This window comes from Rossellomorea sp. ABR4_012 (assembly GCF_056159545.1).
The window spans coordinates 128,884-155,459 of sequence record NZ_JBSWVK010000006.1 but is presented as its reverse complement, the minus strand read 5'-3'; the positions used below and the strand labels follow the sequence as shown (position 1 = coordinate 155,459).

The following is a 26,576-nucleotide window of genomic DNA, read 5'->3' as shown; positions in this document are numbered from 1 at the left end:
ATCCATCTTATTTTTTATCTGCCCATTTTAATTCCATGTATCCTACAGGATGACGGACAATTCCTGATACATCCTCGTTTTGTAAGTAAACGTAGTTATAGAAGTGAATAGGGATGATCGGCATATCTTCCATCAGGATCTTTTCTGCTTTATACATCAATTCAAAGCGCTTTGCTTCATCTGCTTCATTTTTGGCCTGCTTGATCAAATTATCGTACTCTTCATTGCTCCATGCCGTTCTGTTCATCGAATGCCCAGTTTGGAAGTTTTCAAGGAAGTTGATTGGATCCCCGTAGTCAGCAAGGAAAGAGCTTCGTGATAACTGGAACTTCAGCGCTTTTTGCTCATCCTGGAACACATTCCATTCCATATTTGCCAATTTCACATCAACATCAAGATTTTCCTTGAACATTTGCTGAAGTGCTTCAGCGATTTTTTGATGAGTATCACTTGTGCTGTACGTTAGAGTAACTTCAGGAAGTTTGTCGTACCCTTCTTCTTCCATTCCTTTTTCAAGCAGTGCTTTTGCTTCGTCGATATTTGTTTTTACAAGGTCACCGCTTGTTTCGCGGAAGTCATTTCCGGATGAATCATTGAATCCGCTTGATACAAAACCATATGCCGGCTTTTCTTTATTCTTCGTGACGAAATCAACCATTTGCTGCTGATCTACAGCCATCGCAAAAGCTTTACGGATGTTTTTGTTCTGGAACGGTTCTTTTTCTAAGTTGAAACGGTAGAAATAGGTTCCCGCCTGATCTTCAACGTTCACTTTACCTTCTTCGAACAGCTGTTTACTCAAGTCGGCAGGTACATCAGCCGTATCCAGTTCACCTGTTTTATAAAGCTGATAGTCGGTGTTTGAGTCATTTACCATTGCCCAGTTCACTTTGTCCAATTTAACGGAATCTGCATCCCAATACTGATCATTCTTTTCCATTACAAAGTGGCTGTCATGCTCCCACTCCGTTAATTTGAATGGCCCATTAGCAACGAATGTATCCGCTTCTGCAAACCACTCAGGGTTTTCCTTAGCAACCTTTTCATTGATCGGGAAGAAAGCGGGATTAGAAATGACACTTAAGAAGTATGCTTGAGGGCTTGTAAGCGTCACTTCAAACGTTTTATCATCCACAGCCGTAACCTTCACTTCATCTGCTGAGCCTTCACCATTATTGAAAGCTTCTCCGCCTTCAATGAAATAACCAAGGAAGGCAGCCGGCGAACCTGTTTCAGGGTCTAATAATCTTTTCCAAGCAAATACAAAATCACCGGCTGTTACATCATCGCCGTTAGACCATTTGGCATTGTCACGGATATGGAATGTGTATACCTTCCCATCTTCAGAAACATCCCATTTCTCTGCCATGGCGCCTTCAGGTTCATGATTTGCGTTTAAGCGTGTCAGACCTTCCATCAAATTGTTTAAGGCTGTCCATGAATATGAATCAAAACCGATTGGCGGGTCAAAGGATGTAGGTTCGGCACCATTATTCAGGTACAGCACCTTTTCCCCGTTGTCCTTACTGTCTTTGCTGCCCTCTTCTTTCCCGGCATCTTGTGTCGCAGTACATGCAGCCAATACAAATAAAAGCAAACCAATTAAACATAACGATACTACCTTTTTCATTTTTCTCCCCCTCTTTGTTTTTTCTATCATTCTATCAGCGTATGTTTAAGCTGATAGTTGAAAGCATCACTTTCGCCCGCGGATCCTGGAGCCAGCAATCAACGTGGTGGTCATTGGAAAGCTTTGTCTTAACCGGATAGACCCGGTCACAGACTTCCATGGCCATATCGCAACGGGCGGAGAACGGGCACCCGGCCGGAGGCGAAAATAAATCCGGCGGTGATCCCGATATCGGTGTCAGCGCCGCCCCATCAAGATCGAGACGCGGCACCGATTTCAGCAGTCCTTGAGTATAAGGGTGCTGAGGCTTATAAAAAATCTCTCTTCTTGTTCCTTCTTCAACAATCTTCCCTGCATACATGACCGCAATCCGGTCTGCAACCTGCGCCACCACACCCAAATCATGTGTGATCAGTATGATGGAAACGCCCGTTTTACGCTGGACTTCTTTGAAAAGCTCCAGAATTTGGGCTTGAATCGTAACGTCCAGCGCAGTTGTCGGTTCATCGGCTATCAGAACATCAGGCTGACAGACGAGGGCCATTGCAATCACGATACGCTGTCTCATCCCTCCGCTGAACTGGTGGGGATACTGCTTCAGTCGTTCCTCGGGATACGGTATTCCTACAAGGTTGAGCATTTCAACCGCTTTCCTGGATGCTTCTCTCTTTGAAATGTTTTCATGCTGCAAAATACCCTCCATGATTTGTTCCCCAATCGTAAGAGTAGGATTCAGGGCCGTCATGGGATCCTGAAAAATCATGGAGATGTCTTTTCCGCGAACATTTCTCATTTCTTTTTCTGATAACTTCAGCAAGTCCTTTCCTTTAAATAAAATGGATCCATCTGTTATCCTTCCTGGAGGATTCGGAATGAGTCTCATGATGCATTGTGAGGTAACGCTTTTACCACAGCCGGATTCACCGACGATTGCGAGTGTTTCCCCCTTGTTCAATTGAACATTCACTCCGCGGACTGCTTTTACTTCCCCTCCGTATGTAGCAAAGGATACATGTAGATCATGAACGGATAGTACACTGTCATTCATAGATGATTACCTCCTCAGCTTAGGATCTAGAGCATCCTGAAGCCCGTCTCCTAACACGTTAAACGAAAACATCGTCAGTGATATAAATAATGCCGGGAAGAATAAACGCCACCAGTAGCCTGATAGAATAGTAGATAGACCATCATTAGCCATGACGCCCCAGCTTGCGTATGGTGCCTGGATGCCGAGACCAAGAAAGCTTAAGAATGCTTCCGCAAAAATGGCACTCGGTACCGTCAGTGTCATCTGGACGATGATCGGCCCCATCGTATTAGGCAGCAGGTTTTTCCGGATGATCCTGGCCGTTTTCGTTCCAAACGTTTTTGAAGCCAGGATGAATTCATAATTCTTGATTTGAAGCACTTGCCCGCGTACAATCCTCGCCATTCCGATCCAGCCTGTGACGGTCAATGCCACAATGATTGTCGACAGGCCCGGGCCCATGACGACCATTAATAAAATGACTACCAGTAAGTATGGAAGTCCGTAAAGAATTTCGACGATGCGCATCATCACATTATCTGTTTTTCCACCTTTGTATCCGGCAATCCCCCCGTAAATGATGCCGATGACAAAATCAATCAGGGCTGCCATGAAGCCTACAAATAGTGAAATACGTGCACCGTACCAAGTCCTCGTAAAGACATCCCGGCCCAAATCATCCGTCCCGAACCAATGCTGGCTCGAAGGCGGAAGGTTCTGGCTGGCCAGTGTCTGCTTCGTAACATCGTGGGGGGAGATGATGGGACCAATGACAGCCATGACGATTAACAGAGTCAAGAAGACAAATCCGAGCATCGCCAGTTTATTTTTCAAAAGGCGGATCCATGCATCCTGCCAGTAGGAAAGGCTCGGCCTTACAACAGCTTCAGCTTCCTCCTTATTTTTCTCTTTAGGAATGAACCATTCGTCCAATGCTTCATTTCGCATCTTTGAATGTTGATGTTGAGGTACACCCATTATTTAGCCTCCTTCTTATGCAGCTTAATGCGCGGGTCCAGGAAGCCGTATGCTAGATCTACCAGGAACAGCATGACAATCAAGAATGCACTGTAGAAGACGGTCGTTCCCATAATGACCGGGTAATCTCGCTGGTTGATACTCTCTACAAAATATTTCCCCATCCCCGGGATAGCAAAGATTTGTTCGATGACGAACGTCCCTGTCAGAATGCCGGCCGCCAGTGTGCCCAGGACGGTCACGACGGGAAGCAGTGCATTACGCAGTGCGTGCTTGATGACAATCTTGAAAGGGGACAAACCTTTAGCTCTAGCAGTACGGATATAGTCCTGGGTCAGAACCTCAAGCATGCTTGAACGGGTCAAGCGCGCAATGATCGCCATCGGACCGGTGGCTAATGCAAGCGTCGGAAGAATCATATGTTTCCAGCTTGTCCATGTGGCAACGGGGAGGATTTGCCAGTTTACAGCCACCTGTTGGATTAACATCGTTGCCATGACAAAGTTAGGAATCGAAATTCCCAATACTGCAAACGTCATTGCCATGTAATCGATCATACGGTTGTGCCGGAGGGCAGCTAATATGCCAAGTAAGACCCCTGACAGTACAGCAATGATTAGGGTGATCATCCCTAATTCGAAGGAGATCGGGAATCCTCTGCCCAATAAATCATTAACGGTTTGAGAAGGCTTTGTAATCGAAGGACCGAAATCCAATGTAACAAGTGATTTTAAATAAAGAGCGTATTGAACCAATAATGGTTCATCAAGATGATAATGCGCTTCCAGGTTTTTCTGAACCATTTCACTTGTGTTTCTCTCCTCATTGAATGGCGAACCCGGAATGGCATGCATCAGGAAAAAGGTAAGAGTGACAATCAGCCACAATGTGATGACCATGGCCATAAGCCTTTTTAATAAATATGTACCCATCAATTTTCACACTTTCTAACAGAATGTAGTTTTCATCGCCAGTTCGGTCATGACGACCATCGCCCGGTAAGCTTCTAATATATCCTTTGCCTGGAAGCGGACAGTTGTAGTCCCTGGCTCAAGGACAGTACCGGGCATGATGCTCGCCCATTCTGCCTGTCCATAATTGGCAAACTCGATCCGGAGCACTGGGTTATGAGGTGGTACGAGCGGCTTTACATTCTTGCGGTTTAAAAGCGCTTCTTTCGTTTTTTCTTTTAATAATTTATGTGCTTTAGCAGGGGTTAAGCTTGCTGCAACAGAACGGGAAATGGTTTCCTTTACTACAGCAGTCGTCACGTTCGGTATGAGGCTCTCCGCTTCAAGGGCCGCTTGATCGTCACCAGCCACAAGCAATACAGGAACGCCATAATGCCCTGCAACATATGCATTGAACCCCATTTCACCTATGGGTGTATCATTTATGTACATATGCCTGACACCGAATATCATCGAATGCGACATGACCCCTTTCATGGAGGCCCTAGCATGATAGCCAACAAAAAAAGCACCTTGGAAACTCTCATCCAGCCCTTGTACCATAGAGAATGGTTTTACCCCACCGGATATCAACTTCGTTTCAGGGTGCAGCTTTTCAATTAACAGATTGTTCATTTGAGAATGGCTGTCATTGACCAACACATTGCTGCAGCCGCTGTCAAAAGCAGCATGGATGACAGCATTGGCTTCTTCTGTCATGATGATTCTTCCGCGTTCGTAATTATGCTTGGTCGAATCCACATGAGTATGATCAACCAAACCTGTGATTCCCTCCATATCCACTGACATGTAGATATTCATATTCTTCTCACCTCCTTTATAGGAAATATTATTTAAATTTTCTTAATATTATAGATATTATTTCAGAATATTTCAATAACATTTCAATTAAAAAGGAATATATTCCTATTTTTATATATAATAGGAAATTAGACTTACTGTATTTGCCGCTCACGATTCAGTTTGGGTTAATTTGGACTATACTTTAGTTGAATGCCCCTCTAAATTAAGCTGGTGTCCATTGATCTTTAAACTTTTGAATCCTTATCCTTATTCGGCATTCTTTTTACACAATAGCGAGAAGCACCTTCTTTATTCCTATAATACAAAAACAGCCAAAGCAGAATCACCCATGCTTTGGCTGTTTCATTCAATTTTTTATGAAGCCTTTTGCTCACTTAATACCATTTGTGACTCTTTTTTTCCTTCAGCATTAAAAAATACATTCAACACAATCGCTGTGAGACTCCCTGCCACAATTCCATTATCCGTCAGGATCCTGATGCCAGATGGCATTTGGGCAAATAGTTCTGGAACTGCTGTGACACCTAGTCCCATTCCCACTGAGCAAGCAATGATCAAAAGATTTTCCTGAGAAGAGAAATCTACTTGACTGAGCATCTTGATTCCATACGCGATGACCATCCCGAACATGGCAACCATTGCACCGCCAAGAACGGGTGCGGGTATGATAGTGGTCAGTGCGCCTATTTTCGGAACCAATCCGAGGATAACAAGGAAGAATCCTGTTAGATAAATGATGTGATTCTTTTTGACTCCCGATAGTTGGATCAATCCTACATTTTGAGAATAGGTGGTATAAGGAAATGCATTGAATATTCCACCGAGGACAATGGCCAATCCTTCTGCTCGGTAGCCTCTTGCCAAATCTTTTTCAGCTACATCTTTTTTACATATATCCGCTAATGCAAAATACACACCAGTCGATTCTACCAGGCTTACCATAGCTACCAAGATCATTGTCAATATCGCTGAAAGCTCAAATGTCGGCATGCCGAAGTAAAAAGGTTGAGCCATATGAAACCAAGCAGCGTTTCCTACTTCATCGAAGTCAACCATCCCCAAAAACGATGCAGCGACAGTACCGATAACCAAACCTGCCAAAATCGAAATCGAGCGGATGAATCCAGTGAAGAACTTGTAAAGAACTAAAATGATCAACAGTGTACCGAATGCCAATGACAAATTGGTCAAGGAACCGAATTCTGCGCTGCCCTGACCGCCAGCCATATTGTTCATGGCTACGGGAATCAGGGTGATCCCAATGATGGTCACAACCGATCCCGTAACGACAGGGGGAAAGAATCTGACCAACTTTCCAAAGTAATTACTGATAAGGACCACAAACACACCTGATACAAGAATTGAGCCGTAAATAGCAGATATTCCATACTGTCCGCCGATCGCAATCATCGGCCCCACGGCTGTGAATGTACAGCCCAGCACAACAGGAAGCCCGATACCAAAGAATCGATTTTTCCATACTTGGAGAATCGTTGCTACCCCGCACATCAATATATCAATTGAAACAAGATAAGTGAGCTCTTTACCCGATAAACCCAATGCCCCGCCAACTATTAATGGAACAATGACCGCTCCGGCATACATGGCCAATACATGCTGAATACCCAAGGATACATTTTTCATGAAAGATTCGCCTCCGCTGCCTGTTGTTCTTTAAATGCAATACGGCCAGCTTCCAGTGACTCGATTTCTGCCAATGATTCAACCCGGAAGCCTTTCTGCCGGAGGATAGCCCCTCCATCCTGAAAGGATTTTTCGATGACTATCCCAATGCCGGCAACATCAGCCCCGGCTTTTTCTGCAAGATCGATAAGACCGAAAGCGGCCTGTCCATTTGCTAAAAAATCATCAATGATAAGGACTCTATCACCTCTTTGAATATATTTTCCTGATACAGAAATCGTATTTTCTTCCCGCTTCGTGTAGGAATACACCTTCGAAGTGATCAAACCTTCAGATTGTGTAAGGGATTGCCGTTTACGTGCAAAAATCAGAGGAACTGTAAGTTTTAGTGCAGCCATCAACCCCGGAGCGATACCCGAAGATTCAATGGTCAGTACCTTTGTAATACCTTGATCCCTGAATCTTTCAGCGAATTCTTCGCCAATTGCATCCATTAATTGAGGATCTACCCCGTGGTTTAGAAACGAATCCACTTTCAAGACAGAATCAGAAAGAACGACTCCCTCTTCACTAATTTTTTTCTTTAATAAATGCATACTTAACTGCTCCCTTCAGCCATTTTCCAAAACAATCAATAAAAAATAAAAAACCTAAAGACCATCACACTCGTTGACTGAGTGAACAATGACCTTTAGGTATATTTGTAAAAGGTAAAGAAAGCAAGTAATTCGTACATGCAATCCATCGCTCACCCATAGTCGGACAATTTACGGTCATCCGGTAGAAACTTGCAGGCCAATCCCCGCGATTATATGAGTGAATGTTTATTTGATTACCGTAAGTATAAAGGGTTAGAAAGTAGTTGTAAAGATAAATCACATACATTTTAATAGATTATTTATTTTTCGTTCGTGTTTAAGGATGGTTTTACTGCTATCTATTTAATTGCGCATCGATTAGGTCCGATTTCCATTTCACGCTGCTTGTCATCATCAGGGGTTATCTTACCCATATTGGTTTCCCTGATTTCCTGATATGCATTCGGCTGAGGGGGAAGGTCCTCACTGACTGCTTTCCTGAACTCACTTTCATCCTCGATGTTCAAACCATGATTTTCTTTGTACAAAACCCCCAGCTTCTCAGCGACACTGCCATCTTCATTCATTTCATTGATCGTCATGAAATGGGCCGGGAGTACGGTTAAGTCATCTTCTAAAGGCTTGTATTTCTCATACAATGTGTGACGAAGATCATCAGCCCAGTCACCGGCTTTACCAGCAAGATCAGGACGTCCGATCGAGTCGATAAACAAAATGTCACCCGTTAATAAATAAGAGTCATCAATGATCAGGGAGGTACTGCCGATGGTGTGGCCAGGTGAATATAATGGATGGATGGTAATCACTGAATCGCCAATTTTGATGTCATTCCCTTCTTCCAACGGGGTGAAGCCAAATGTCACTTCCTCTGCATCCTTAGGGGGAAGAAAATACTCAGCCCCGGAAGATACGGCCAGTTTTCTTCCTCCAGAAATATGATCAGCATGCAGATGGGTATCAATCAACGCTATGATTTTCACCCCTTTTTCCTTTGCAAAGTTTTCAAAGACTTCCGTCATTCTGGTTGTATCCACTACAGCCGCTTCACCATTTGATTCTATGAAGTAGGACAGGCAGCCTTTGCCGATTCGGACAAATTGGTAAAGAGTGCCTCCATTCTGTAAATCCCCAACCTTGATCGGCTCTAGATGTTCACTCCAAGCTTGCATGCCGCCCTCGATGGAATAAACATTGTCATAACCGTGTCCGGCAATTTGTTCAGCAGCCTTTTTTGACGAGTTTCCTTTTGAACAAATCACATAAATCGGTTCATCTTTTGGTAAATGATCGACGATAGGATCAATACCGTCCATCAATTCAGTAAAGGGGGTATTAAGAACTTCGATTGATTACCCTTCAACCTTCCAATCATCAAAATCTCCCTTTTTTCTTACATCAAGTATGAACGCTTTTTCATGCCGTATTACTTTTTGTGCTATTTCTTTTACTGATATTGTTTTTACAGACAATGGAAATACCTCCTCAATAATAAAGATACTTGGATCCTTAGTTTGGTGTCGGCACCAGTAACTTACTAGGTCAATATAAATTTTGGGTTAAAAAAGGAATGCATACAAATAGTAGCATTCCCTTGATTCACACCATTATTTAATTTATTCCAACTCCTACTATTCTTTAGCGATAATGACAAAAAGGTATAGATATTTCATCTATACCTCATCCGCCATGTCCTTTAGTAACTTGAGCTTTTCTTCTCTGCTAAGGGCAGATTGGTTGATTTCCTTTCTTTTCTTAGCCAAGTACGATAGTGATTCTATAAATGAGTCATCATATTGTTCCATGAACTGCCTGCATAATTTTTTTGCTAAATAAGGGCTGGCACCGCTCGTTGATACAGAGATTGTTAAATGGCCCTTTTGCTTAAATGAGGTCATTTGAAAATCACTATGCTCTCCTTGATCTACTAAGCATACAAGTTGATATGGGGATGCCTGACCTTTTATCCATTCATTTATCTTTCTCTGATCAGTTGCTGCAATAATGAAATAGGCATCCTCCAAATCGGCATTTTCGACTGTTTTTTGTTTCCACTGTATTTCTTTTCTGACGGCAAGCTCCCTGATTCCTTCAACTGCTTGCGGGCTTACCACTGTCACATCTGCTCCATGTTCCAAAAATACAAGAAGCTTTCTTAACGCGATTCTCCCTCCGCCTGCCACGGTTACTCTTCTCCCTTTCATCTCAACCATAAGAGGCAGCATTGTGTTCTCCCGCTTTCATCGTTTCTTTAACCCGGTCCAAAAACGCTTCTGCAACCATAGAATCTTTACCTAAGTAACCACCGAGCAATAAACGGTTGTTTTCATCATTCAGGTCTTTTTCTATTCCTTTCATCAATAAGCCGGTAAACAGCAGATAAGGAATGAAGATAACGTTTTTTCCTGTGTGCTTTGCTTTTTGAAGCGTGTCTTTAAAGCTCGGTGCAGCGGCAGTCAGAAAACAGATCCAGACAGATTCCAAACCCGTTTTTCCCTGGACAATTTCAGCAATTTTGGCCAGATCTCTTTTCACGTCAGGGTCCGAGCTTCCTCTTCCGATCAGAACAGCAATGGAAGAAGAATCCATTACCTTGCATTCATTGATCCTGTTAATCACTGAGTCAGCCATTTTTTCGTGTACTCCTATTGGCTTTCCGTAATTGATAGAAATGGATGGATGTTTAGCTTTACATGCTTTCAGCACGTCAGGTATATCCTTTTTAGAATGGGCCGCAGTCAATAATAAAAGAGGAACAACGGAAATTTGTTCAGCCCCTTTCTTCACACAATCATCAAAGCCCTCTTCAATGGAAGGGGATGCAAGCTCAAGGAAACAGATTTCCTGTAAGTCTGCATGTATATGAGGCTTGCATTCATTAATAAAACTGACTGCTTCATCCCGTGCCTCCCTAAGCCTGCTTCCATGACATACATATAAAACGGCATGTGCCATCTACAACGCCTCACTCATCTGACGCTTTTCAACCATCTCTTCAAACCACTGGATTTTCTCACGATAACGGACAACTTCCCCGACAATGATCATACTGGGATTTGAAATCTTTGCTTCCTTCACAATATCTACGATGGTCTCAAGCGTACCTGTGACGGTTCTTTGCACTTCGGTTGTACCCCAGTGCACGAGGGCTACCGGGGTATCTTTGCTCTTTCCATATTTCATCAGTTTCCCTTTAATATATGGGAGATTACTGACCCCCATATAAATGGCCAAAGTATCAATCCCTTTCGAAAGACCTTCCCATTTTTCTTCCTCTAAATGGTTATTCTGGCGATGACCCGTCACGAAAGCGACAGACGAACTCGCGTCCCTGTGCGTGACCGGTATCCCTGCATAGGAAGCTGCGGCAATTCCAGACGTGATTCCCGGAATGACTTCAAACGGAATGTTTTTGCCTGCGAGGGCTTCGGCTTCCTCCCCGCCCCTTCCGAATACGAAAGGATCGCCTCCTTTCAACCTGACGACTTCTTTTCCACCGGAAGCGTACCTCACTAGAAAATGATTGATGGTTTCCTGTTTCATTGTGTGATAGTTTGGCAGTTTTCCACAGTAGATCAAATCCGCCCCTTTCCTGGCATATGTCAGAAGTTCTTTATTTACGAGACGGTCATATAGAATCACATCTGCTTTTTCTATCGCCTTCAGTGCCTTAAGCGTAATCAATTCTGGATCTCCCGGACCCGCTCCAACCAAGTATACCTTTCCCATCATCGACTTCCCCCCAAAGAGTGTGTACTTGTTTCCAGTTCGTGAAGTACATATCCTGCACCGTTTCCTCTGATTCTTCGTTTCTCATATAGAGAGATGTCCTGGATTACTGGTTTTTTCAAGAAATACTTTTCCAGCTCTATTTCTACAAGGTCGAATGCTTTTTCATCTTGTTCTGCAGCAACGATGACACTTATGACAGATGCAGGCGTCGTTACTTCAAACCGGTACAGATTCATGCAGTTCCCTCCCTTTATGCTTCCTGAAGCATCTCATCCAGTGACTGCTGCAGAGAAGAACTCCCTTTACGTTTGATATAATCAAAGAATGATTCGCCAGGCTTTTTTGTATCCCTAAAGTGGACCAATAATTCTTTTACCACAGAGGTCAAATTCTCTGCGTTCACTTTCCCCTTCAGTTTTTCATTCAGCTTTCCTCCGCCTTCCAGGGTTCCGCCAACATATATCTCAAATGCTTCAATCATTTTCTTGTCTTTTGTCCTCATTTTGATTCCCTGCAATCCTATATCTGCGATCTGCCGCTGACCGCATGAATTCGGACATCCGACCATATGGATGCGGACCGGAACGTCGAGTGACAAGTCTCTGTCGAGTTCGTTTGCAATCACTCTCATCCGCTCCTTTGTTTCAACCAGTGCCAGATTGCAGTATTCAATCCCCGTGCACGAAACCGAGTAGCCGATAAAGGAAAGTGGGCTTGTAGATATACGGTCGAAGATCTTCTCTTCGAGTAAAGCATCGACATGTTCATCCGGTATATTGGGAATGATGAGATTTTGAGAATTGCAGTTTCTAAGTTCACCATTTCCATATTCTTTTGATATTCTGGCAAGCTCAAATACTTCATCTGAATTCAGACGCCCAACCGGAACATTCAGCCCGACATAATTCAGTCCTTGCTGTTTTTGTTTATGCACTCCGTAAAAGTAGCCGGCATTCCATCCAGATACCGCATCATCACCTGCCGGTAAAAGGTCGACATACTCTGCCAGTTTCTCACGGAATTTTTCCGGTCCCCAATCTGCCATCAGAAACTTCAGACGTGCCAAGTGGCGCTTTTCACGGTAACCGAAGTCACGGAAGATCGTCGTAACAGCTGCAGCTGTATCTTTCACCTGGTGAGGGAGGACAAAAACATCGATCTCCTCCGCAAGAAATGGACGAGCAGACAAGCCGCCGCCGATCTTCAAATGGAAGCCGGCTTCCTCTTTACCTTGAATCACTTTTTTTGCAGGGATGAAAGAAACGCAATTGATCTCTGCATTCGCAGCATTTTTGACATTGGAACTGATTGACATTTTGTATTTCCTTGGAAGGTTCGAAAAATCTTCATTATGCTGGAAAAAGTCGTATACTTCTTTGACGATACTTCTTGTGTCAAATAATTCATCAGGGTCAATACCTGCCAGGGGGTTGCCGACGATATTCCGCGTAATATCACCGCATGCCCCTGCAGAAGAAAGTCCCGCTTTCTCTAACCGATCAAAGATATCAGGAATTTGTTCGATCTTTAGCCAGTGGAATTGAATCGCCTGTCTCGTGGTAATGTCATAGACGTCCCGGCCGTACTCTTTGGCAATCGAAGCAAGTTCCCTTGCTTGTTCATAAGTTAGTACACCGGAAGGGACGTTGACCCTCATCATGAAATATCCATCTTCTTTAGGACGCTGCAAATATAGTCCCGCCCACTTGAATTTATCCCATTCCTCTTTCGGAATAGATGAAAAACCGTGCTCCGCATAATAGGGGATATCCTCGAAAATGGCCAACCCGTCTCTTTCCAGCTTCCATTTCTCCGTTTTATTCAGCTTTTCATTTTCAGACCATGATTTTACATAAGCCATATCATTCACTCCTTAAATAAGACGATTTTGCTTTAATTCATTCAGGATTTTCTCCACGCATACATCAATCGAGTCCTTTTCGGTATCCAACACGATTTCGGGGTTTGATGGTTCTTCATAGGGTGCGCTGATTCCAGTGAAATGTGGGATTTCATTTCTTCTGGCTTTTTGATAAAGCCCCTTTGGATCTCGTTTCTCACATTCTTCAAGGGAGCATCTCACATACACTTCGATAAATTCACCCCTATCCACCAATCCCCTGACCAAACCGCGGTCATCCCTGTAAGGTGAAATGAAGGCGGTAAGGACGATTTGTCCGCTCTCGACTAATAATTTGGATACTTCTCCGATCCTTCTGATGTTTTCTTTGCGATCCGCTTCTTTAAAACCCAAATCGCTGTTTAATCCATGGCGAATATTGTCGCCGTCCAGTACCACTGCCTGCTTTCCGCTTTCGAAAAGGGAATGCGCCAGCTTATTGGCGATTGAAGACTTTCCGGATGCCGACAATCCTGTGAACCATAATATGAAGCTTCCGTGACCATTCTTCATCCGCCTTGCATCCTTTTTTACAGCCGCCTCATGCCAGACGATGTTCTCTGTCCCTTTACTCATCTTTAATCCTCCTTACCATTTAGCCGATCTCCTGTGCCAATCCGTTGATTAATACATCAATCACTTCCCGCCTGCTGAAAGTGGAAGGCGGCACTTCGCCGTTTCGCAGCATTCCTCTCACTTTCGTACCGGATAGGATGAGGTGATGTTCCGATTCATGCGGGCACGTTTTGGCAGTCGCCATCCCTTCACATCTTTCGCAATAGAAACTATGTTCGAACCGTAATGGAATAATGCCGATTTCATCCGGGCTGAACAAATCAAATATTTTTTGAGCATCATACGTGCCGTAATAATCCCCTACTCCTGCATGATCACGTCCTACAATAAAATGGGTGCATCCGTAATTCTTCCGTACCAGCGCATGAAAGACCGCTTCCCTTGGACCTGCATACCTCATGGCAGCCGGAAAGACGCCAAGCGTCACTTTGTCCTCGGGATAATAGTTCTTCAACAGCACTTCATAGCTCTCCATTCTGATGTGGGCCGGAATGTCATCCTTTTTGGTTTCTCCCACCAAAGGATTCAGGAATAATCCATCGACTGTTTCCAGGGCTGTTTTCTGAATGTATTCATGTGCCCGGTGAACAGGGTTTCGCGTTTGAAAACCGACGATCGTCTTCCATTCTTTTTCTTGAAACTTCCTGCGCGTCTCCAAAGGATCGAACGAATAGGAAGAGAATGGTTTCGATAACCTCCTATGAAGAGTGATACTGCCTCCAGCATAGATATCACCACGATCGAACAACTTCTTCACACCTGGATGATTCAAATCCGTCGTGCCATAAACATAAAGTGCTTCCTTTTCTTTATCAGGCTGATATATGTCGGTTACATCAATTGTTCCGTACGTAACACCCTTATAGACCAGCTTACTCTTCTCTCCCTTTTTCAATTGATCCCTCTCATTAAGCGGAAGGGTAATAGGGATGCTCCATACGGTGCCATCTTTGAGGCGCAAGTTTTCCACTACACTGTTATAATCCTCTTCGGTTAAAAACCCCCCGATCGGACTATATGCACCAATCGCAATCAGTTCCAAGTCGCTCAATGCAATTTCGTCCAATTCAATTTCCTTTGTTATTCCATCCAGGTTTGCTCCTTCATGGAAAGCCTGAATCAATGTTCCTCCATGTGGTTGTAAACTCATTTCCATCCTCCTTATATCTATCGTTTTAGTTGGTTTTGAACTCAGATGCCTCCACCTTCTTCATGAACAGATCTTTTTTCTTCATTTATGATCTTCATTAAAGAAAGAGCACCTATGGTTGCAATTATCACGCTGACAGGTACGACAATTGAATACAAATCTGATTGAATCAGAAGCTTGATCATAAAATAGGACATACTGAGCGAAATAAGAGGTGATACCACCCAGATCTTGATGATTTTCGATACGATTTTCTTCTTCAGCATCACCTTTCCCCTTTTCGCAGCCCCGAGACCAATGATGGAGGATGACGTTACCTGAGTAAGCGGCATCGGCATTCCATATAGGGAGCTGATCATCACAAGAACAGCTCCTGTACTCGATATGACGATGCCTTCCATTTTTGTAAACTGAACAATTTTCTTTCCGTTGGTTTCAACTACCCTGCCCCCTAATAAAACGACACCGAGAGCTACGAAAAAGCCGCCCAGCCAAATGCCTTTCCCAACAGACAACATCCCTGCTCCAACAAGTGGTCCGACAGCATTGGCTACATTATTCATGCCTGCAGAAAAAGCTTCTAAGAACCCTGCTGCTACCAGCACAACACCCATCCACTTTTTCCTGAATAGATACCCTTTCTTCTCCAGCAGGTACAAGCTTTTTCCGGTCAACCAGGTGATAAGGAAGGCTGCCAGTGGCACAACAATCCAAAACATCATGATTACGAGCAGAGATTTTATAAATAGAACCTTATATGCGACACCCGCTCCAACAACTGCCCCGACCGTTACCTCACTGGTCGACAGCGGAATGCCCATCAGGTTGGCCAGAAACAGCGATAGAGTAGCAGAAAGCAGGATAATAACCACGATCTCAATAGTAAGGATGCCTGGCGGGATAATTCCTGAACTGATCGTTTTCACCACTTCCCCGCCTCCCAGCACAGCGCCGAGAAACACCCCGGCAGAGCATATCAATAAGGCTGTTCTCATGTTTTTCACCGCACCTGCACCATAAGCCACACCCATCGATGCAGCCGCTCCACTCGCACCGATGTTCATCGCAAAAAATAGACATACAAGAAGTGCAGTCACTTCAAGCAACGATCTTCCCCCTCCTTAATGAAGACCGCATTCTGTCTTACCTGAGCCTTTCCATCTGCCTGAGCGTAAGTCGTCCATGTTATAGGCAGGTGCCGTACAGTGGGAACACCCAATACTGGGATAGCCTTTATCATGGAGTGTGTTGTAAGGAAGTTGGTGTTTGTGGACATACCTCCACACTTCTTTCCACGTCCAATGGATGAGCGGGCAAATTTTTATCGATTTAAACTTTTCATCCTTATTAATGAAATTCACATTGCTCCTGCTTTCTGACTGTTCTCTCCGCAATCCTGAGATCCAGGCATGCCCTTCTGATAATGCTTCTTCCAGCGGAATGAGTTTTCTTAAGCGGCAGCATTGATTGGGATCGTTCTCCCACAATTTTTCACCATATTTCACAGCCTGTTCATCTAATGACAATGTTGATTTCTTGAACGTAATGATTAAGTCGGGATACCTGTTTCTGACTTTTTCAATCGTTTCGTACGTTTCTTCGAAATGTACGTCTGTATCCAGAAAGATAATTTTTGCCGAAGGTTTGACCTTGGAGATCAAATCAACCAGTACAATTCCCTCAATTCCGAAACTGCACGCATACACGATATCATCTCCGAAATGTTCATAAGACCACTGGAGAACATTCAAGGCACCTTTATAGGTTTCATCAACGCGGAAAGAAAAGTTTGGGTACTTCCAATTTTGATAGGTTAACAATATACAACCCCCTTTACTGAGCTGAAAAAAGAAAAAGAGACGTCAAACACAGAAAGGGATTCCCTCAGAGTGTTAAACGCCTCTAGTTTGTCTAGTCAGCATTTCAGTTTATTTAAGTCTAACCTTTTCATTTTTCTCCAGCTGTACAACTTTTCCATCCTGGACCACGACTGTAATCGACCCGTATTTCATCGTCTTTAACATCGACTTCACATTTTCAACAACTTCATCAAATGCTTCTTGATTGTCTTGATTTGCCACAAGATTCCCCCAAACTTCGTCTTATCCAGTCATAGTCTGAAAGAAAAAACAGCCTTCCATTCTGGAAGGCTGTTCAGGTATAGGTTACCTTATCTTCCAAAATGACTCCACATTTTGCTGGAATTAGCACCTTACTAGATAAAAGTAGGTTGCCGGGTTTCAATGGGCCAGGTCCCTCCACCGCTCTGGATAAGAAATATTTAATTTAATATTCTAAATAATATCACGTTTCCGAAAGATGTCAACCCGAGTTTTTCGATAAGATTTATAAACTTTAATAAAAGTTCAATAAATCTCATTTTCTTGATTTCACTTAATATATTATTCATTCAATTATTTAGTGGTATACAAATAGTGGTTACTCTTCTGCCACCTGCCCCTCATTATAAACTTCGGAAGCCAATTCTCCGGTCACTTTACTTGTAATCACGCCTGAAGTCATAGCCCCGCTGACATTAACTGCAGTCCTCCCCATGTCAATCAGCGGTTCTACAGATATCAAAAGACCGGCAAGTGCGATCGGCAGGTCCATCGCAGATAGCACGAGGATAGCGGCAAATGTGGCTCCTCCACCGACCCCTGCGACTCCAAAAGAGGAAATGGCAACGATCAGGATGAGCGTCAAAATGAAAGAAGGAGTCAATGGATTGATCCCCACAGTCGGCGCAATCATGACGGCAAGCATGGCAGGATATACTCCTGCACATCCATTTTGACCAATAGAAAGCCCGAATGATCCAGAAAAGTTAGCGATCCCTTCTGAAACGCCCAGCTTTCTCGTCTGGGTATGGATATTCAACGGGAGTGTTCCTGCACTGGACCTCGAAGTGAAAGCAAACGTTAAAACAGGTAATACTTTTCTCACATACGTTACAGGGTTTAATCCTGCAAGTGTCAACATAATGAGATGAATGACAAACATGATGAGCAAAGCAATATATGAAGCAACTACAAATTCACCAAGTTTGGTGATGGCATCGAAGTCACTTAAAGCGACCGTCTTTGCCATGATCGCCAACACGCCATATGGAGTAAGTCTCAATACCAATGTGACGATTCTCATAATGACCGAATAAACGGAATCCACCATTCTCTTAAAAAACGAAGCTGCTTCCGGATCTTTTCTTTGAGCTCCAAGATATGCTACCCCAATAAATGCAGCGAAGATGACGACAGCAATCGTTGATGTCGCACGCTGACCTGTAAAGTCATAGAACGGATTGGCCGGGAGCAGCTCGAGGATTTTTTGCGGATAGCTCTGGCCTTCCATGGCCGCTGCACGCTCTTCAAGCTGTGCCCCTCTCGCCGCTTCTGCATCACCTTGTTCAATCTGTATAGCTTCCAGATCAAATGCTGCGGTCGTCGCGATTCCTACAGCTGCTGCAACAGCCGTCGTTCCAACTAACAGGCCGAGTATCAACACAGAAATTTTGCCCAGATTGTGGGATTGTTTCAGTTTAGTAAAAGCAGAAATGATCGACACAAACACAAGCGGCATGACAATCATTTGCAGAAGCTTGATATAGCCGCTGCCGACGATATTATACCACTCGATCGACTGAAGTAGATTTTCATCACCGGGATCATACAACCACTGCAGGACAAAGCCAAATACGATGCCGAGACCAAGAGCTGTGAACACCCTCTTTGAAAAAGAAACCTTCCTTTTTTGCAAATAAATTAAAACACCAATAAGAACAATAAACATCAGAAGATTCAACAACACGACCCAAACATTCATCATAAAACCTCCTTTTTCCGGGTTGTAATGACTTGCTGGCCAAAGGCTTAATGTAGTTTATGATGCATATGAACAAGATATGATGGAAAAGGCCCGCCCCTCTAACGCGTTAATGCATCGAGGGACGGGCCTTCTTCATCATTCAGCTGAAATATCGATGATAGAGTGATTTTGCTTCCGTAATATCTTTTGTTCCATGGATGAGCGCACGGCCGTCCCGAAATAGGACAATCCGATGTTTTCCATTTTTACAGGCAATAAGGTATGGATTCTTCTCGACACGTTCCATATGATATTCCATCTGTTCTGCCATGCGATCAAGGTCCACGGCTCCCGGTCGTGCAGGACGGATCTGGACAGCATCCCTTCCGCATAACACCGCCGATTTAAGCTGGTTTTCATATTTAAGATAGGGGTAGCGGGGGTTCTCTCCGCAAGAAGGGCAGTTCGGCTTCTTCAGCGCCCGCACATTAACAGAGCTGTATTCATTTCTCCAGACATCAAATGATGTAAGGGTTTGACGGACTGCATTCAAATCTCCCGCCAATATTTTCAATGCTTCAGAGACTTGATAGGAGACCACCATTGATACAGCAGGTGAAATAATCCCTGATGTATCACACGTCATACTATGAGAAGGAATGGTTTCCATCATACAAGTCAGGCAAGGAGTCATACCCGGAATGAATGTATGGGTAATACCGTAGCTGCCTGCACATCCGCCATATATCCAGGGGATCTTTTTCTGAAAAGATACATCATTGATCATCAGTCTGGTATCAAAATTATCTGTGGCGTCAATGATGAGATCCGCGTCTTTAGCAAGTCTTATTATGTCATTAGGACCGACATCCATGATATGTGCTTCGATTTCAACTTCTGAATTGATTTCCTTCAAGTGTTTCTTTGCAGCTGCGGCTTTAGGCATCCTATTTGCTGCATCCTTCTCGGTATAAAGCTGCTGCCTTTGAAGATTGCTCCATTCCACGTAGTCACGGTCAGCAATCGTAATTTTACCGACTCCTGCCCTGACAAGTGCTTCCGCGTTTCCTGCACCAAGTGCTCCCGCCCCGACCACAAGAACATGCTTGGAAGAAATGCTTATCTGGCCAGTTTCTCCAATCGGGGCAAATAACTGTTGTCTGGAATACCGTTCATACATCAGCTGACGATACCCTCCATCGGACTGCTAGCTGAAGCATAAGCCTTCTTTCTGATCCTGCCTGCTTCAAACCCCATTCGCCCTGCTTCAACAGCAAGCTTCATCGCACCCGCCATTTTCACTGGGTCTCCTGCTGCGGATACTGCGGTGTTCAGAAGGACACCATCTGCACCGAGCTCCATAGCATATGCTGCGTCCGCAGGGGAACCGATGCCTGCATCCACAATCACAGGCACAGTTGACTGCTCTATGATGAATCGTAAATTGACTGGATTCATGATACCCTGCCCAGAGCCGATCGGAGAAGCTCCGGGCATGATTGAGTGAGCTCCCGCTTCTTCCAATCTTCTTGCAAGCACAACATCATCAGACGTGTATGGAAGAACCGTAAATCCTTCTTTTACTAGCTCTTCCGTCGCTTTTAATGTTTCGATGGGATCGGGCAGTAGTGTCTTCCCGCACCCGATGACCTCTACCTTGATCATGTCACACAATCCCGAAGCCCTTGCAAGTTTTGCATGTCTTACCGCTTCTTGTGCCGTTTTCGCACCCGCTGTGTTAGGAAGGAGTGAATACTTATCTAAATCCAGCCGTTCCAATAGGTTGGGCTGATTTTCTTCAAATATATTCATCCTTCTTACAGTAAACGTCAGAATTTCCGTTCCTGATTCCTCTACAGCTTTTTTCTGTGTGTCAAAATCAGGATATTTACCTGTTCCTAGTAATAAACGTGATTGAAACTCATATTTACCTATATTCAACATATCAACCGCCTCCTACGAAATGAACGAATTCAATAGAATCCAATTCTTTGATAGTCGTTGTGTCATATTTTTCTTTCTCTGTGATATCACCATTCACTTCGACAATGAGGATTCGATCACTTAAAGAAAAGTGATTCATCATGTCTGTGATTGTCGACAAAGTATCGGGGATTTCCACAAATTGACCGTTAATTCTTACTTTCACTATTCAACATCCTTTCATCCTTATCACCCAGTCTGAAGATGGGGTCGTTATCTTTTCTTTCGATTAATTCAGCCATCAAGATTCCTGTTAGAGGCGCGAGTAAAATTCCATTACGGTAATGACCCGAAGCGACCGATAGACCTTCACAGCCTGGAACTCTACCAATCAGGGGACGAGAACGTTCCGTTTTCGGCCTTACACCTGCCCAAGCTTTCTCCCAATGTCCAAATGCAAGGTACGGAAGAAGTGCAATGGCTTTATTCATTAATCTATTGATTCCCCCCACCGTAATCGATTCATCAAACGTATAAGGGTGTTCAGTGGCACCAACCAAAAGGCGATTTCCTGGTTTCGGAACAAGATAGCAACCATCTGTGAAAATTGTCCTTTTTATTTGCGGGCTATCCAGCACGACAGAGAAGCATTCTCCTTTGACTGGATATCCGCTGATAGCAACCCCTGCAGTATTCAATATCTCGCGGCTCCAGGCGCCGCCTGCGACAATGACTTCACTAGAGTTATAGGTTCCATTCTGTGTCCTGACCCCATTGCATTTGCCGTTATCGTGAAGGAAACCAAGCACCGGTGAGAATTCCTTTATTTCTGCACCGAGCCGCACTGCGGAACTCGCCAGTGCAAGTGTGAGCTTTCGTGCAGACACATTACCGTCTTTGTCCGCATAGATGCCCCCCATATTCCTTTTTGATAATCCGGGTTCAAGCCTTGACACTTCTTCTTCAGGAAGCCATTCTACATCTTTACTTACGGCTGTCAGCCTTCGTAAAGCCCTTTGTTCCGATTCAGTGAATGCAAGCTTGATCATCCCATTTTGATTGAATTCAACGTCTATTCCGCTTATTTCTCTTAATTCTTGCGAAAGAGCAGGGAACATATCCCGGCTTTTAATGGCAGCCCTCAACTGTTCTTCATCACCATCGAACTCAGTATGGACACCCAGCATCCCGGCTGCAGCCGAAGAAGCTTTTCCACCGATCTTGTCCTTTTCGAGTATCAATACCTTTTTCTTTCTTTTTACTAACTGATAAGCGATTGAACATCCGATCACCCCGGCTCCCACAATGATGACGTCATAATCTTTGTTCAAAATTCTCACCTCTATCAAGCTGTACTCGATATTCTTTTGCGGAGCTTACCGGATCCTTCGTAAGAAAAATCCCGGATAGGACGGCTATACCTGCAGCACCTGATGCTATGATATCCTGCACATTTCCTGGTTTGATGCCACCAATAGAAATGACAGGGACATTGACTGCATCCACAAGCTCCATTACTTTCCTCGTTCCCACCCCGGGCTTGCCAGCTTTGGAAGGTGTGATGAATATGTTTCCGTAAAAAAGATAATCCGCTCCTTCCTCCTGCAAGGAGACCCCTTCATCTATCGAGTGAATGGACGCTCCGATTTTCATTGAAGGAAATATCCTTTTAACCGCTGACACTCTTAAACTATGATGAGCAAGGTGCGCAGCTCCAGCACCGGCTGCAGCTGCAACATCCACCCTGTCATTGACGATTATCCTATCCGGAGGAAAGCCCCCTCTGACTAATTTCCTGAAAGCCATATCTATTTCGCGTGCTGTCCAACTCTTTTCCCTGATATGGAGAAAATCGATGAATGGCTTAATGGCCAGGGAAATACGGACCATTTCTTCTATTCCTTGTTGACCAGTTGTAACAGCATGAAGCTGTCTCTTCATTAAATCGCCTCCTATCCCTGATAACGTACATCCCCAACAGGGAAAATCGGATATGTACCCGAAGCATAGTAACTGATCATCACCATGGCGATGATCACGACTAAAAACAGTCCGTCTGATTTCGAAAAACCGATGTGATAAAAATATGTCCTCTTCCCGCTGCCGGAGAAACGTTTAGCCTCCATGGCAACAGCAATCCGATGCGCCCGCCTTATACTTTGTGCAAGAAGCGGGAGAGCGTAGGACCGGAAAGTGAAAAACAATCCGGCAACACCTTTTCTACGTTTTACCACCCGTACTTTCATCGCATTGCGGATGGTCACGAATTCTTCAGCAATAATCGGCAGCAGTCTGAACCCCGCCATAAAGCTGTATGCGTATTTAGGTTTCAGCTTCAGTTGCTGCATCATTGAATAGAACAGCTTGACCGGACGGGTGGAAAGCGTGAATAATAATCCCAGCAGGGCGAAAATAAAGGCCCTGAAACCTATGTGGATGCCTCGATAAAAGCTTTCTTCTGAAATCTGGATGAGTCCCCATTTCACCCATATGACATCTCCTTTTCCAAATAAAATCATCGAAGATGCCGTAGAGGTAAAAACAAGGATGAAAGGCAGCAAAAGCAGGGATTTGACTTTCACAGTATGACCAGAGTACAACCAGAATAATAGAAAGGAAAAAGCAGTTAAATAAACAAGCATATTCAATCGATGGATCAGCAGAATCACGATAAACAGAATGACCATGATGATGAGTTTGAAGCTCGGGTTGATTCGATGCAGCCAAGTCTCCTTGAAGACGAAATCGATATTCACAAGACTCCCTCCTTCACTTCATATGATTTATAACACGGTTCATCCTTCACCAATTCACCTTCTTCGATTGTCCATATCCTGTTCGAAACGGACCTAGCAATATCCTCATCATGCGTCACCATGAGTATGGTTGAACCTTGAAGCTGCAACTCCTTCAACATTTCCAGCAATTGAAAGGTATTTGCCGCATCTTGGCCGAAAGTGGGTTCATCCAAAAGAATGATATCCTGACTGATTAAGATCGATGCGGCAACACTCAGCCGCCTCTTTTGTCCCATGGATAACTGATATGGATGCTGATGACGATGTTCTTCCAGGTTGAACCTTTTCAGAATGACCTTCACTTTATCCTCCAGCACTTTCCCGCTGCTAGTTTTCTGCTTTAGGCTAAATGCAATTTCGTCAAAAACGGAGTTAGCGACAAATTGAAACTCAGGATTCTGAAAAACGAATGTACAATGTTCGGGAGTTTTCTGTTTGTTTACTTCATGGCCAAAAAGTTCGTATCTTCCTGTCGTTTTGATAAATTGCATCAAACTATGTAGAAAGGTGGATTTACCTGCCCCATTACTTCCAAGGATCGAAATCCATTCCCCTTTTCTGACAGAGCCGCGGCCGATCGTTATTTTCGGATGCTTATTCAGATACCCTTTAAAATTCTCAACTTCCATAGCCATTCCACCTAGAAGTTCGTCTGTTTTCGGAAAGGGACTTGACCTTATATACTCATCCCATGCTCCCGGATACCATACTCCATCTTCCTTGATGACTTCTTTGTACTCTGTTAAAACTTCTTCTGCATTTCCATCTGCAAGTATCTCTCCAATCTTGTTAAAGAGGATGATGCGGTCGACTAAGTCGACTACGTAATCCAACTTATGTTCCACGATCACTACCGTTTTATCGCTGCTGATATGTTTGATCGTCTCCCAGATATCCTTTGTTCCTGCCTCATCCACTAACGCGGTCGGTTCATCTAAAAATAACGTGTCCGGCTCCAGCGCAAGTACTGCAGCAATGGCAAGCCGTTGTTTCATTCCCCCTGACAATTCGGAAATCCTAGTATGGGGATCTGGCAGATCTAATCCCACTTTCTTCAATAACGCATGGATCTTATCCTCCATCTGTTCTCTTGGTACATTCAGATTTTCAAGTACAAATGCAATTTCCTCATCCACATAAGGCATGCAAAACTGTGCCTCGGGATCTTGAAATACATACCCCCAGGAAACAGGATAAGAAATGGAGGATACTTTCATCGGTACCTCATAAGAATGCGGGATCAATCCGGCACATACATTGAGCAATGTTGATTTCCCACAGCCGGAAGGACCAAGCAGCAGGACCTTTTCCCCCTTACCGATGGAAAGTGATAAATCTTTAAATATGAATTTATTTCCACCAGGAAACTTCAACCTCAGTTTTTCAATCTTCAAAAACATTCACACCTATCTGTCAAGAGCTTCGTAGTCTTCCTTCTCAGTTGGTCTGACAAGGCTTGTTACACCAGTTTGCTCTAGAGATTTTACAAGATAGAAAGCTCCGATTCCTGCAATAAGTACAGAACCAAGCAATCTTGCTCCCAAAAACAAAAGTAGATTCCAAGTAGCAAGATCTCCGATATATCCTTTATACATATCCATCAAAATCGATCCGAATGCAGACATCACGGCAGCCAGGCTTATGATGGTGAGATTGTTAAGTTTGTATCTTGTAACGAAGAAAACGGCTTCAGCAAACAGCCCTTGCACGATACCGAACAGCAGCACCTCAAGCCCCCATTCAGACCCCATGAGAAATTCCCCGGACGAAGCTGCGATTTCAGCGAGCAGTGCTACTCCAGGCTTACGGATGATTAGGAAAGCGACTGTCGCAGCCATGAACCACATCCCATAAATAAGCTGATCAGCATGCAGACCGAACGGCTTAATCATGTTGTATAACGGTCCCCAAATTTTATAAATGACACCAAATCCAATAGAGATGACAACCGTAACGAGAATATCCGTTAATCGTAACTTCGCCATTACTTCACCAGCTTTCCAGAATGTACTAGAAGATGATGTTCAAACGGCCATTTCTCCATGGAGTATGCCATTTCCCAGAATTGAAGCTCGTAAATACTGCTGATCATGAACAGCTCTTTCATACGGGATTTTTCTTCATCTGAAGCTTTTTCAGCCAACTCGTCCAGACGGTTGATTTGCTCTTTCACCAGTTCACCAAACCACTCCCCGCCGTAAGCGGCAATCCATTCCCGATAAATGGGTTCATCCGGTGAACACAGCTTCAGGCGCTCACCGACTTCATGATAAAGCCAGTAACACGGTAGGATCGCAGCGAGGATATCAGCAAGCCCCCCAAATTGTGCCGCCCTGTACATATGGGAGGTATACGCATATGCGGTAGGAGCGGGCTTGAATTGTTTCCTTTCTTCTTCTGTGATACCCAATTGAACGGAAAACGTCTCATGCAGGGACAATTCCGCTTCATTCGTGCCCTGGGCATGGGCTGCCATTCTTGAGGTGGTATGTAAATCCGGTGCTTTAGCGGCTCCCAACGCCTGAACCCTGGAAAAATGAGATAGATAATAGGCATCCTGCAGCACATAATAGCGGAATTTCCCAAGTGGAAGTGTGCCGTCACCTATCCCTCTTACAAAAGGGTGATTGAAGCTTGCTTCCCATATCTCATTCACTTCTTCTCTTAATTCATTTGAAAATGTCATCACTGACTCTCCTTTTCTATGACGACCCATCACCAAGGAAACAAAAAAGCCACTTTCCATTACGCAAATAGCGAACAGAAAGTGGCTTGAATAGGCAGTACATCAGACAAATTATGTAACCTTCAAACACCACTTCCCTACGCTGGTCTCAACCAGATCAGGTTCAAAGGGTCTTAAAGTTACACTTTAATCTCAGCCTTCTTGAAAGGCACCCCTAGTGGATCGTCATATGTAATTTTGAATTCGATGTAATCGTACCATGTAATTTTTTCTTGTCAATCTTTTTTACATCTCCTAATACCCCGCACCGTTAAAAGAAGCTAGGAATTCAGGGTATCCAGAACCTAAATTTTT

General features: G+C 44.0%; 27 protein-coding genes, 1 pseudogene and 3 riboswitches. All 28 genes and pseudogenes read right to left on the bottom strand.

The features are described from left to right. Nucleotides 1-7: 7 nt before the first annotated feature. The gene (locus ACXAFV_RS20550; protein ID WP_475129215.1) at nucleotides 8-1,630 is read right to left on the bottom strand and encodes an ABC transporter substrate-binding protein; all 1,623 of its coding nucleotides are present in this window, start codon (nucleotides 1,628-1,630) and stop codon (nucleotides 8-10) included. 34 nt (nucleotides 1,631-1,664) lie between these two features. After that, nucleotides 1,665-2,678, bottom strand: coding sequence for an ABC transporter ATP-binding protein (locus ACXAFV_RS20545; RefSeq protein WP_475129214.1), 1,014 nt, complete (start codon nucleotides 2,676-2,678; stop codon nucleotides 1,665-1,667). Between the two features lie 6 nt (nucleotides 2,679-2,684). Continuing rightward, complete coding sequence (locus ACXAFV_RS20540) at nucleotides 2,685-3,638, bottom strand: ABC transporter permease (protein ID WP_475129212.1); 954 nt, start codon at nucleotides 3,636-3,638, stop codon at nucleotides 2,685-2,687. Next, nucleotides 3,638-4,570, bottom strand: coding sequence for an ABC transporter permease (locus ACXAFV_RS20535; protein ID WP_475129211.1), 933 nt, complete (start codon nucleotides 4,568-4,570; stop codon nucleotides 3,638-3,640). Before ACXAFV_RS20535 ends, ACXAFV_RS20540 begins: the two co-directional genes overlap by 1 nt. A gap of 15 nt (nucleotides 4,571-4,585) precedes the next feature. Further along, entirely contained in the window at nucleotides 4,586-5,410 is an 825-nt protein-coding gene (locus tag ACXAFV_RS20530; protein WP_475129209.1) for a M55 family metallopeptidase, read from the bottom strand. A gap of 357 nt (nucleotides 5,411-5,767) precedes the next feature. Continuing rightward, nucleotides 5,768-7,057: a nucleobase:cation symporter-2 family protein gene (locus tag ACXAFV_RS20525; protein WP_475129208.1), complete on the bottom strand. Its 1,290-nt coding sequence runs from the start codon at nucleotides 7,055-7,057 to the stop codon at nucleotides 5,768-5,770. Further along, nucleotides 7,054-7,653: a xanthine phosphoribosyltransferase gene (locus ACXAFV_RS20520; protein ID WP_475129206.1), complete on the bottom strand. Its 600-nt coding sequence runs from the start codon at nucleotides 7,651-7,653 to the stop codon at nucleotides 7,054-7,056. The genes ACXAFV_RS20525 and ACXAFV_RS20520 overlap by 4 nt, the downstream gene beginning before the upstream one ends. A gap of 139 nt (nucleotides 7,654-7,792) precedes the next feature. After that, nucleotides 7,793-7,893, bottom strand: a riboswitch (purine riboswitch). Nucleotides 7,894-7,994: 101 nt separating this feature from the next. Next, nucleotides 7,995-9,125, bottom strand: a pseudogene (locus tag ACXAFV_RS20515) (MBL fold metallo-hydrolase). A 201-nt stretch (nucleotides 9,126-9,326) separates the two neighbouring features. Next, nucleotides 9,327-9,878, bottom strand: a complete 552-nt coding sequence (locus ACXAFV_RS20510; RefSeq protein ID WP_475129205.1) for a precorrin-2 dehydrogenase/sirohydrochlorin ferrochelatase family protein — start codon at nucleotides 9,876-9,878, stop codon at nucleotides 9,327-9,329. Then, nucleotides 9,859-10,608: a sirohydrochlorin chelatase gene (locus ACXAFV_RS20505; protein ID WP_475129203.1), complete on the bottom strand. Its 750-nt coding sequence runs from the start codon at nucleotides 10,606-10,608 to the stop codon at nucleotides 9,859-9,861. Before ACXAFV_RS20505 ends, ACXAFV_RS20510 begins: the two co-directional genes overlap by 20 nt. Further along, nucleotides 10,609-11,382, bottom strand: coding sequence for a uroporphyrinogen-III C-methyltransferase (cobA, locus tag ACXAFV_RS20500; RefSeq protein ID WP_475129254.1), 774 nt, complete (start codon nucleotides 11,380-11,382; stop codon nucleotides 10,609-10,611). After that, nucleotides 11,382-11,621: a DUF3906 family protein gene (locus ACXAFV_RS20495; protein WP_475129202.1), complete on the bottom strand. Its 240-nt coding sequence runs from the start codon at nucleotides 11,619-11,621 to the stop codon at nucleotides 11,382-11,384. Before ACXAFV_RS20495 ends, cobA begins: the two co-directional genes overlap by 1 nt. Before the next feature lie 14 nt (nucleotides 11,622-11,635). After that, entirely contained in the window at nucleotides 11,636-13,246 is a 1,611-nt protein-coding gene (locus ACXAFV_RS20490; RefSeq protein WP_475129201.1) for a nitrite/sulfite reductase, read from the bottom strand. A 12-nt stretch (nucleotides 13,247-13,258) separates the two neighbouring features. Continuing rightward, nucleotides 13,259-13,861 carry an adenylyl-sulfate kinase gene (gene cysC / locus ACXAFV_RS20485; RefSeq protein WP_475129200.1) on the bottom strand — a complete coding sequence of 201 codons (603 nt, stop codon included), beginning with the start codon at nucleotides 13,859-13,861 and terminating at the stop codon, nucleotides 13,259-13,261. 19 nt (nucleotides 13,862-13,880) lie between these two features. Further along, nucleotides 13,881-15,011, bottom strand: coding sequence for a sulfate adenylyltransferase (gene sat / locus ACXAFV_RS20480; RefSeq protein ID WP_475129198.1), 1,131 nt, complete (start codon nucleotides 15,009-15,011; stop codon nucleotides 13,881-13,883). A gap of 41 nt (nucleotides 15,012-15,052) precedes the next feature. Beyond that, nucleotides 15,053-16,075, bottom strand: coding sequence for an inorganic phosphate transporter (locus ACXAFV_RS20475; protein WP_475129253.1), 1,023 nt, complete (start codon nucleotides 16,073-16,075; stop codon nucleotides 15,053-15,055). 57 nt (nucleotides 16,076-16,132) lie between these two features. After that, on the bottom strand, nucleotides 16,133-16,831 hold the full coding sequence (locus ACXAFV_RS20470) for a phosphoadenylyl-sulfate reductase (protein ID WP_475129196.1): 699 nt from the start codon (nucleotides 16,829-16,831) through the stop codon (nucleotides 16,133-16,135). Between the two features lie 108 nt (nucleotides 16,832-16,939). Next, nucleotides 16,940-17,092, bottom strand: a complete 153-nt coding sequence (locus ACXAFV_RS20465) for a YezD family protein (RefSeq protein WP_475129194.1) — start codon at nucleotides 17,090-17,092, stop codon at nucleotides 16,940-16,942. Nucleotides 17,093-17,178: 86 nt separating this feature from the next. Then, nucleotides 17,179-17,288: riboswitch (SAM riboswitch) on the bottom strand. A 162-nt stretch (nucleotides 17,289-17,450) separates the two neighbouring features. After that, complete coding sequence (locus tag ACXAFV_RS20460; protein ID WP_475129192.1) at nucleotides 17,451-18,833, bottom strand: L-cystine transporter; 1,383 nt, start codon at nucleotides 18,831-18,833, stop codon at nucleotides 17,451-17,453. Nucleotides 18,834-18,975: 142 nt separating this feature from the next. After that, on the bottom strand, nucleotides 18,976-19,995 hold the full coding sequence (locus ACXAFV_RS20455; protein ID WP_475129191.1) for a MoeB/ThiF family adenylyltransferase: 1,020 nt from the start codon (nucleotides 19,993-19,995) through the stop codon (nucleotides 18,976-18,978). Further along, the gene (locus tag ACXAFV_RS20450; RefSeq protein ID WP_475129189.1) at nucleotides 19,995-20,759 is read right to left on the bottom strand and encodes a thiazole synthase; all 765 of its coding nucleotides are present in this window, start codon (nucleotides 20,757-20,759) and stop codon (nucleotides 19,995-19,997) included. The genes ACXAFV_RS20455 and ACXAFV_RS20450 overlap by 1 nt, the downstream gene beginning before the upstream one ends. A gap of 1 nt (nucleotide 20,760) precedes the next feature. Further along, nucleotides 20,761-20,964: a sulfur carrier protein ThiS gene (gene thiS, locus ACXAFV_RS20445; RefSeq protein ID WP_475129187.1), complete on the bottom strand. Its 204-nt coding sequence runs from the start codon at nucleotides 20,962-20,964 to the stop codon at nucleotides 20,761-20,763. Next, entirely contained in the window at nucleotides 20,948-22,069 is a 1,122-nt protein-coding gene (thiO, locus tag ACXAFV_RS20440; protein WP_475129186.1) for a glycine oxidase ThiO, read from the bottom strand. The genes thiS and thiO overlap by 17 nt, the downstream gene beginning before the upstream one ends. After that, nucleotides 22,053-22,679 carry a thiamine phosphate synthase gene (locus ACXAFV_RS20435; RefSeq protein ID WP_475129184.1) on the bottom strand — a complete coding sequence of 209 codons (627 nt, stop codon included), beginning with the start codon at nucleotides 22,677-22,679 and terminating at the stop codon, nucleotides 22,053-22,055. Before ACXAFV_RS20435 ends, thiO begins: the two co-directional genes overlap by 17 nt. An 11-nt stretch (nucleotides 22,680-22,690) precedes the next feature. After that, nucleotides 22,691-23,494, bottom strand: coding sequence for an energy-coupling factor transporter transmembrane component T family protein (locus tag ACXAFV_RS20430; RefSeq protein ID WP_475129182.1), 804 nt, complete (start codon nucleotides 23,492-23,494; stop codon nucleotides 22,691-22,693). Next, nucleotides 23,491-24,936 (bottom strand): ABC transporter ATP-binding protein, encoded by a 1,446-nt coding sequence (locus ACXAFV_RS20425; protein WP_475129181.1) that lies wholly within the window; start codon nucleotides 24,934-24,936, stop codon nucleotides 23,491-23,493. The genes ACXAFV_RS20430 and ACXAFV_RS20425 overlap by 4 nt, the downstream gene beginning before the upstream one ends. Before the next feature lie 6 nt (nucleotides 24,937-24,942). After that, entirely contained in the window at nucleotides 24,943-25,521 is a 579-nt protein-coding gene (locus ACXAFV_RS20420) for an ECF transporter S component (RefSeq protein WP_475129179.1), read from the bottom strand. Continuing rightward, nucleotides 25,521-26,222 (bottom strand): thiaminase II, encoded by a 702-nt coding sequence (tenA, locus tag ACXAFV_RS20415; protein ID WP_475129177.1) that lies wholly within the window; start codon nucleotides 26,220-26,222, stop codon nucleotides 25,521-25,523. The genes ACXAFV_RS20420 and tenA overlap by 1 nt, the downstream gene beginning before the upstream one ends. A 117-nt stretch (nucleotides 26,223-26,339) precedes the next feature. Continuing rightward, nucleotides 26,340-26,448: riboswitch (TPP riboswitch) on the bottom strand. Between the last annotated feature and the right edge of the window lie 128 nt (nucleotides 26,449-26,576).

Coding starts and splice junctions, on each gene's coding strand:
- ACXAFV_RS20550 (WP_475129215.1), bottom strand. CDS start 1,630: ATGAAAAAGGTAGTATCGTTATGTTTAATTGGTTTGCTTTTATTTGTA.
- ACXAFV_RS20545 (WP_475129214.1), bottom strand. CDS start 2,678: ATGAATGACAGTGTACTATCCGTTCATGATCTACATGTATCCTTTGCT.
- ACXAFV_RS20540 (WP_475129212.1), bottom strand. CDS start 3,638: ATGGGTGTACCTCAACATCAACATTCAAAGATGCGAAATGAAGCATTG.
- ACXAFV_RS20535 (WP_475129211.1), bottom strand. CDS start 4,570: ATGGGTACATATTTATTAAAAAGGCTTATGGCCATGGTCATCACATTG.
- ACXAFV_RS20530 (WP_475129209.1), bottom strand. CDS start 5,410: ATGAATATCTACATGTCAGTGGATATGGAGGGAATCACAGGTTTGGTT.
- ACXAFV_RS20525 (WP_475129208.1), bottom strand. CDS start 7,057: ATGAAAAATGTATCCTTGGGTATTCAGCATGTATTGGCCATGTATGCC.
- ACXAFV_RS20520 (WP_475129206.1), bottom strand. CDS start 7,653: ATGCATTTATTAAAGAAAAAAATTAGTGAAGAGGGAGTCGTTCTTTCT.
- ACXAFV_RS20510 (WP_475129205.1), bottom strand. CDS start 9,878: ATGCTGCCTCTTATGGTTGAGATGAAAGGGAGAAGAGTAACCGTGGCA.
- ACXAFV_RS20505 (WP_475129203.1), bottom strand. CDS start 10,608: ATGGCACATGCCGTTTTATATGTATGTCATGGAAGCAGGCTTAGGGAG.
- cobA (WP_475129254.1), bottom strand. CDS start 11,382: ATGGGAAAGGTATACTTGGTTGGAGCGGGTCCGGGAGATCCAGAATTG.
- ACXAFV_RS20495 (WP_475129202.1), bottom strand. CDS start 11,621: ATGAATCTGTACCGGTTTGAAGTAACGACGCCTGCATCTGTCATAAGT.
- ACXAFV_RS20490 (WP_475129201.1), bottom strand. CDS start 13,246: ATGGCTTATGTAAAATCATGGTCTGAAAATGAAAAGCTGAATAAAACG.
- cysC (WP_475129200.1), bottom strand. CDS start 13,861: ATGAGTAAAGGGACAGAGAACATCGTCTGGCATGAGGCGGCTGTAAAA.
- sat (WP_475129198.1), bottom strand. CDS start 15,011: ATGAGTTTACAACCACATGGAGGAACATTGATTCAGGCTTTCCATGAA.
- ACXAFV_RS20475 (WP_475129253.1), bottom strand. CDS start 16,075: ATGAACATCGGTGCGAGTGGAGCGGCTGCATCGATGGGTGTGGCTTAT.
- ACXAFV_RS20460 (WP_475129192.1), bottom strand. CDS start 18,833: ATGAATGTTTGGGTCGTGTTGTTGAATCTTCTGATGTTTATTGTTCTT.
- ACXAFV_RS20455 (WP_475129191.1), bottom strand. CDS start 19,995: ATGTATGAACGGTATTCCAGACAACAGTTATTTGCCCCGATTGGAGAA.
- ACXAFV_RS20450 (WP_475129189.1), bottom strand. CDS start 20,759: ATGTTGAATATAGGTAAATATGAGTTTCAATCACGTTTATTACTAGGA.
- ACXAFV_RS20435 (WP_475129184.1), bottom strand. CDS start 22,679: ATGAAGAGACAGCTTCATGCTGTTACAACTGGTCAACAAGGAATAGAA.
- ACXAFV_RS20425 (WP_475129181.1), bottom strand. CDS start 24,936: ATGTTTTTGAAGATTGAAAAACTGAGGTTGAAGTTTCCTGGTGGAAAT.
- ACXAFV_RS20420 (WP_475129179.1), bottom strand. CDS start 25,521: ATGGCGAAGTTACGATTAACGGATATTCTCGTTACGGTTGTCATCTCT.
- tenA (WP_475129177.1), bottom strand. CDS start 26,222: ATGACATTTTCAAATGAATTAAGAGAAGAAGTGAATGAGATATGGGAA.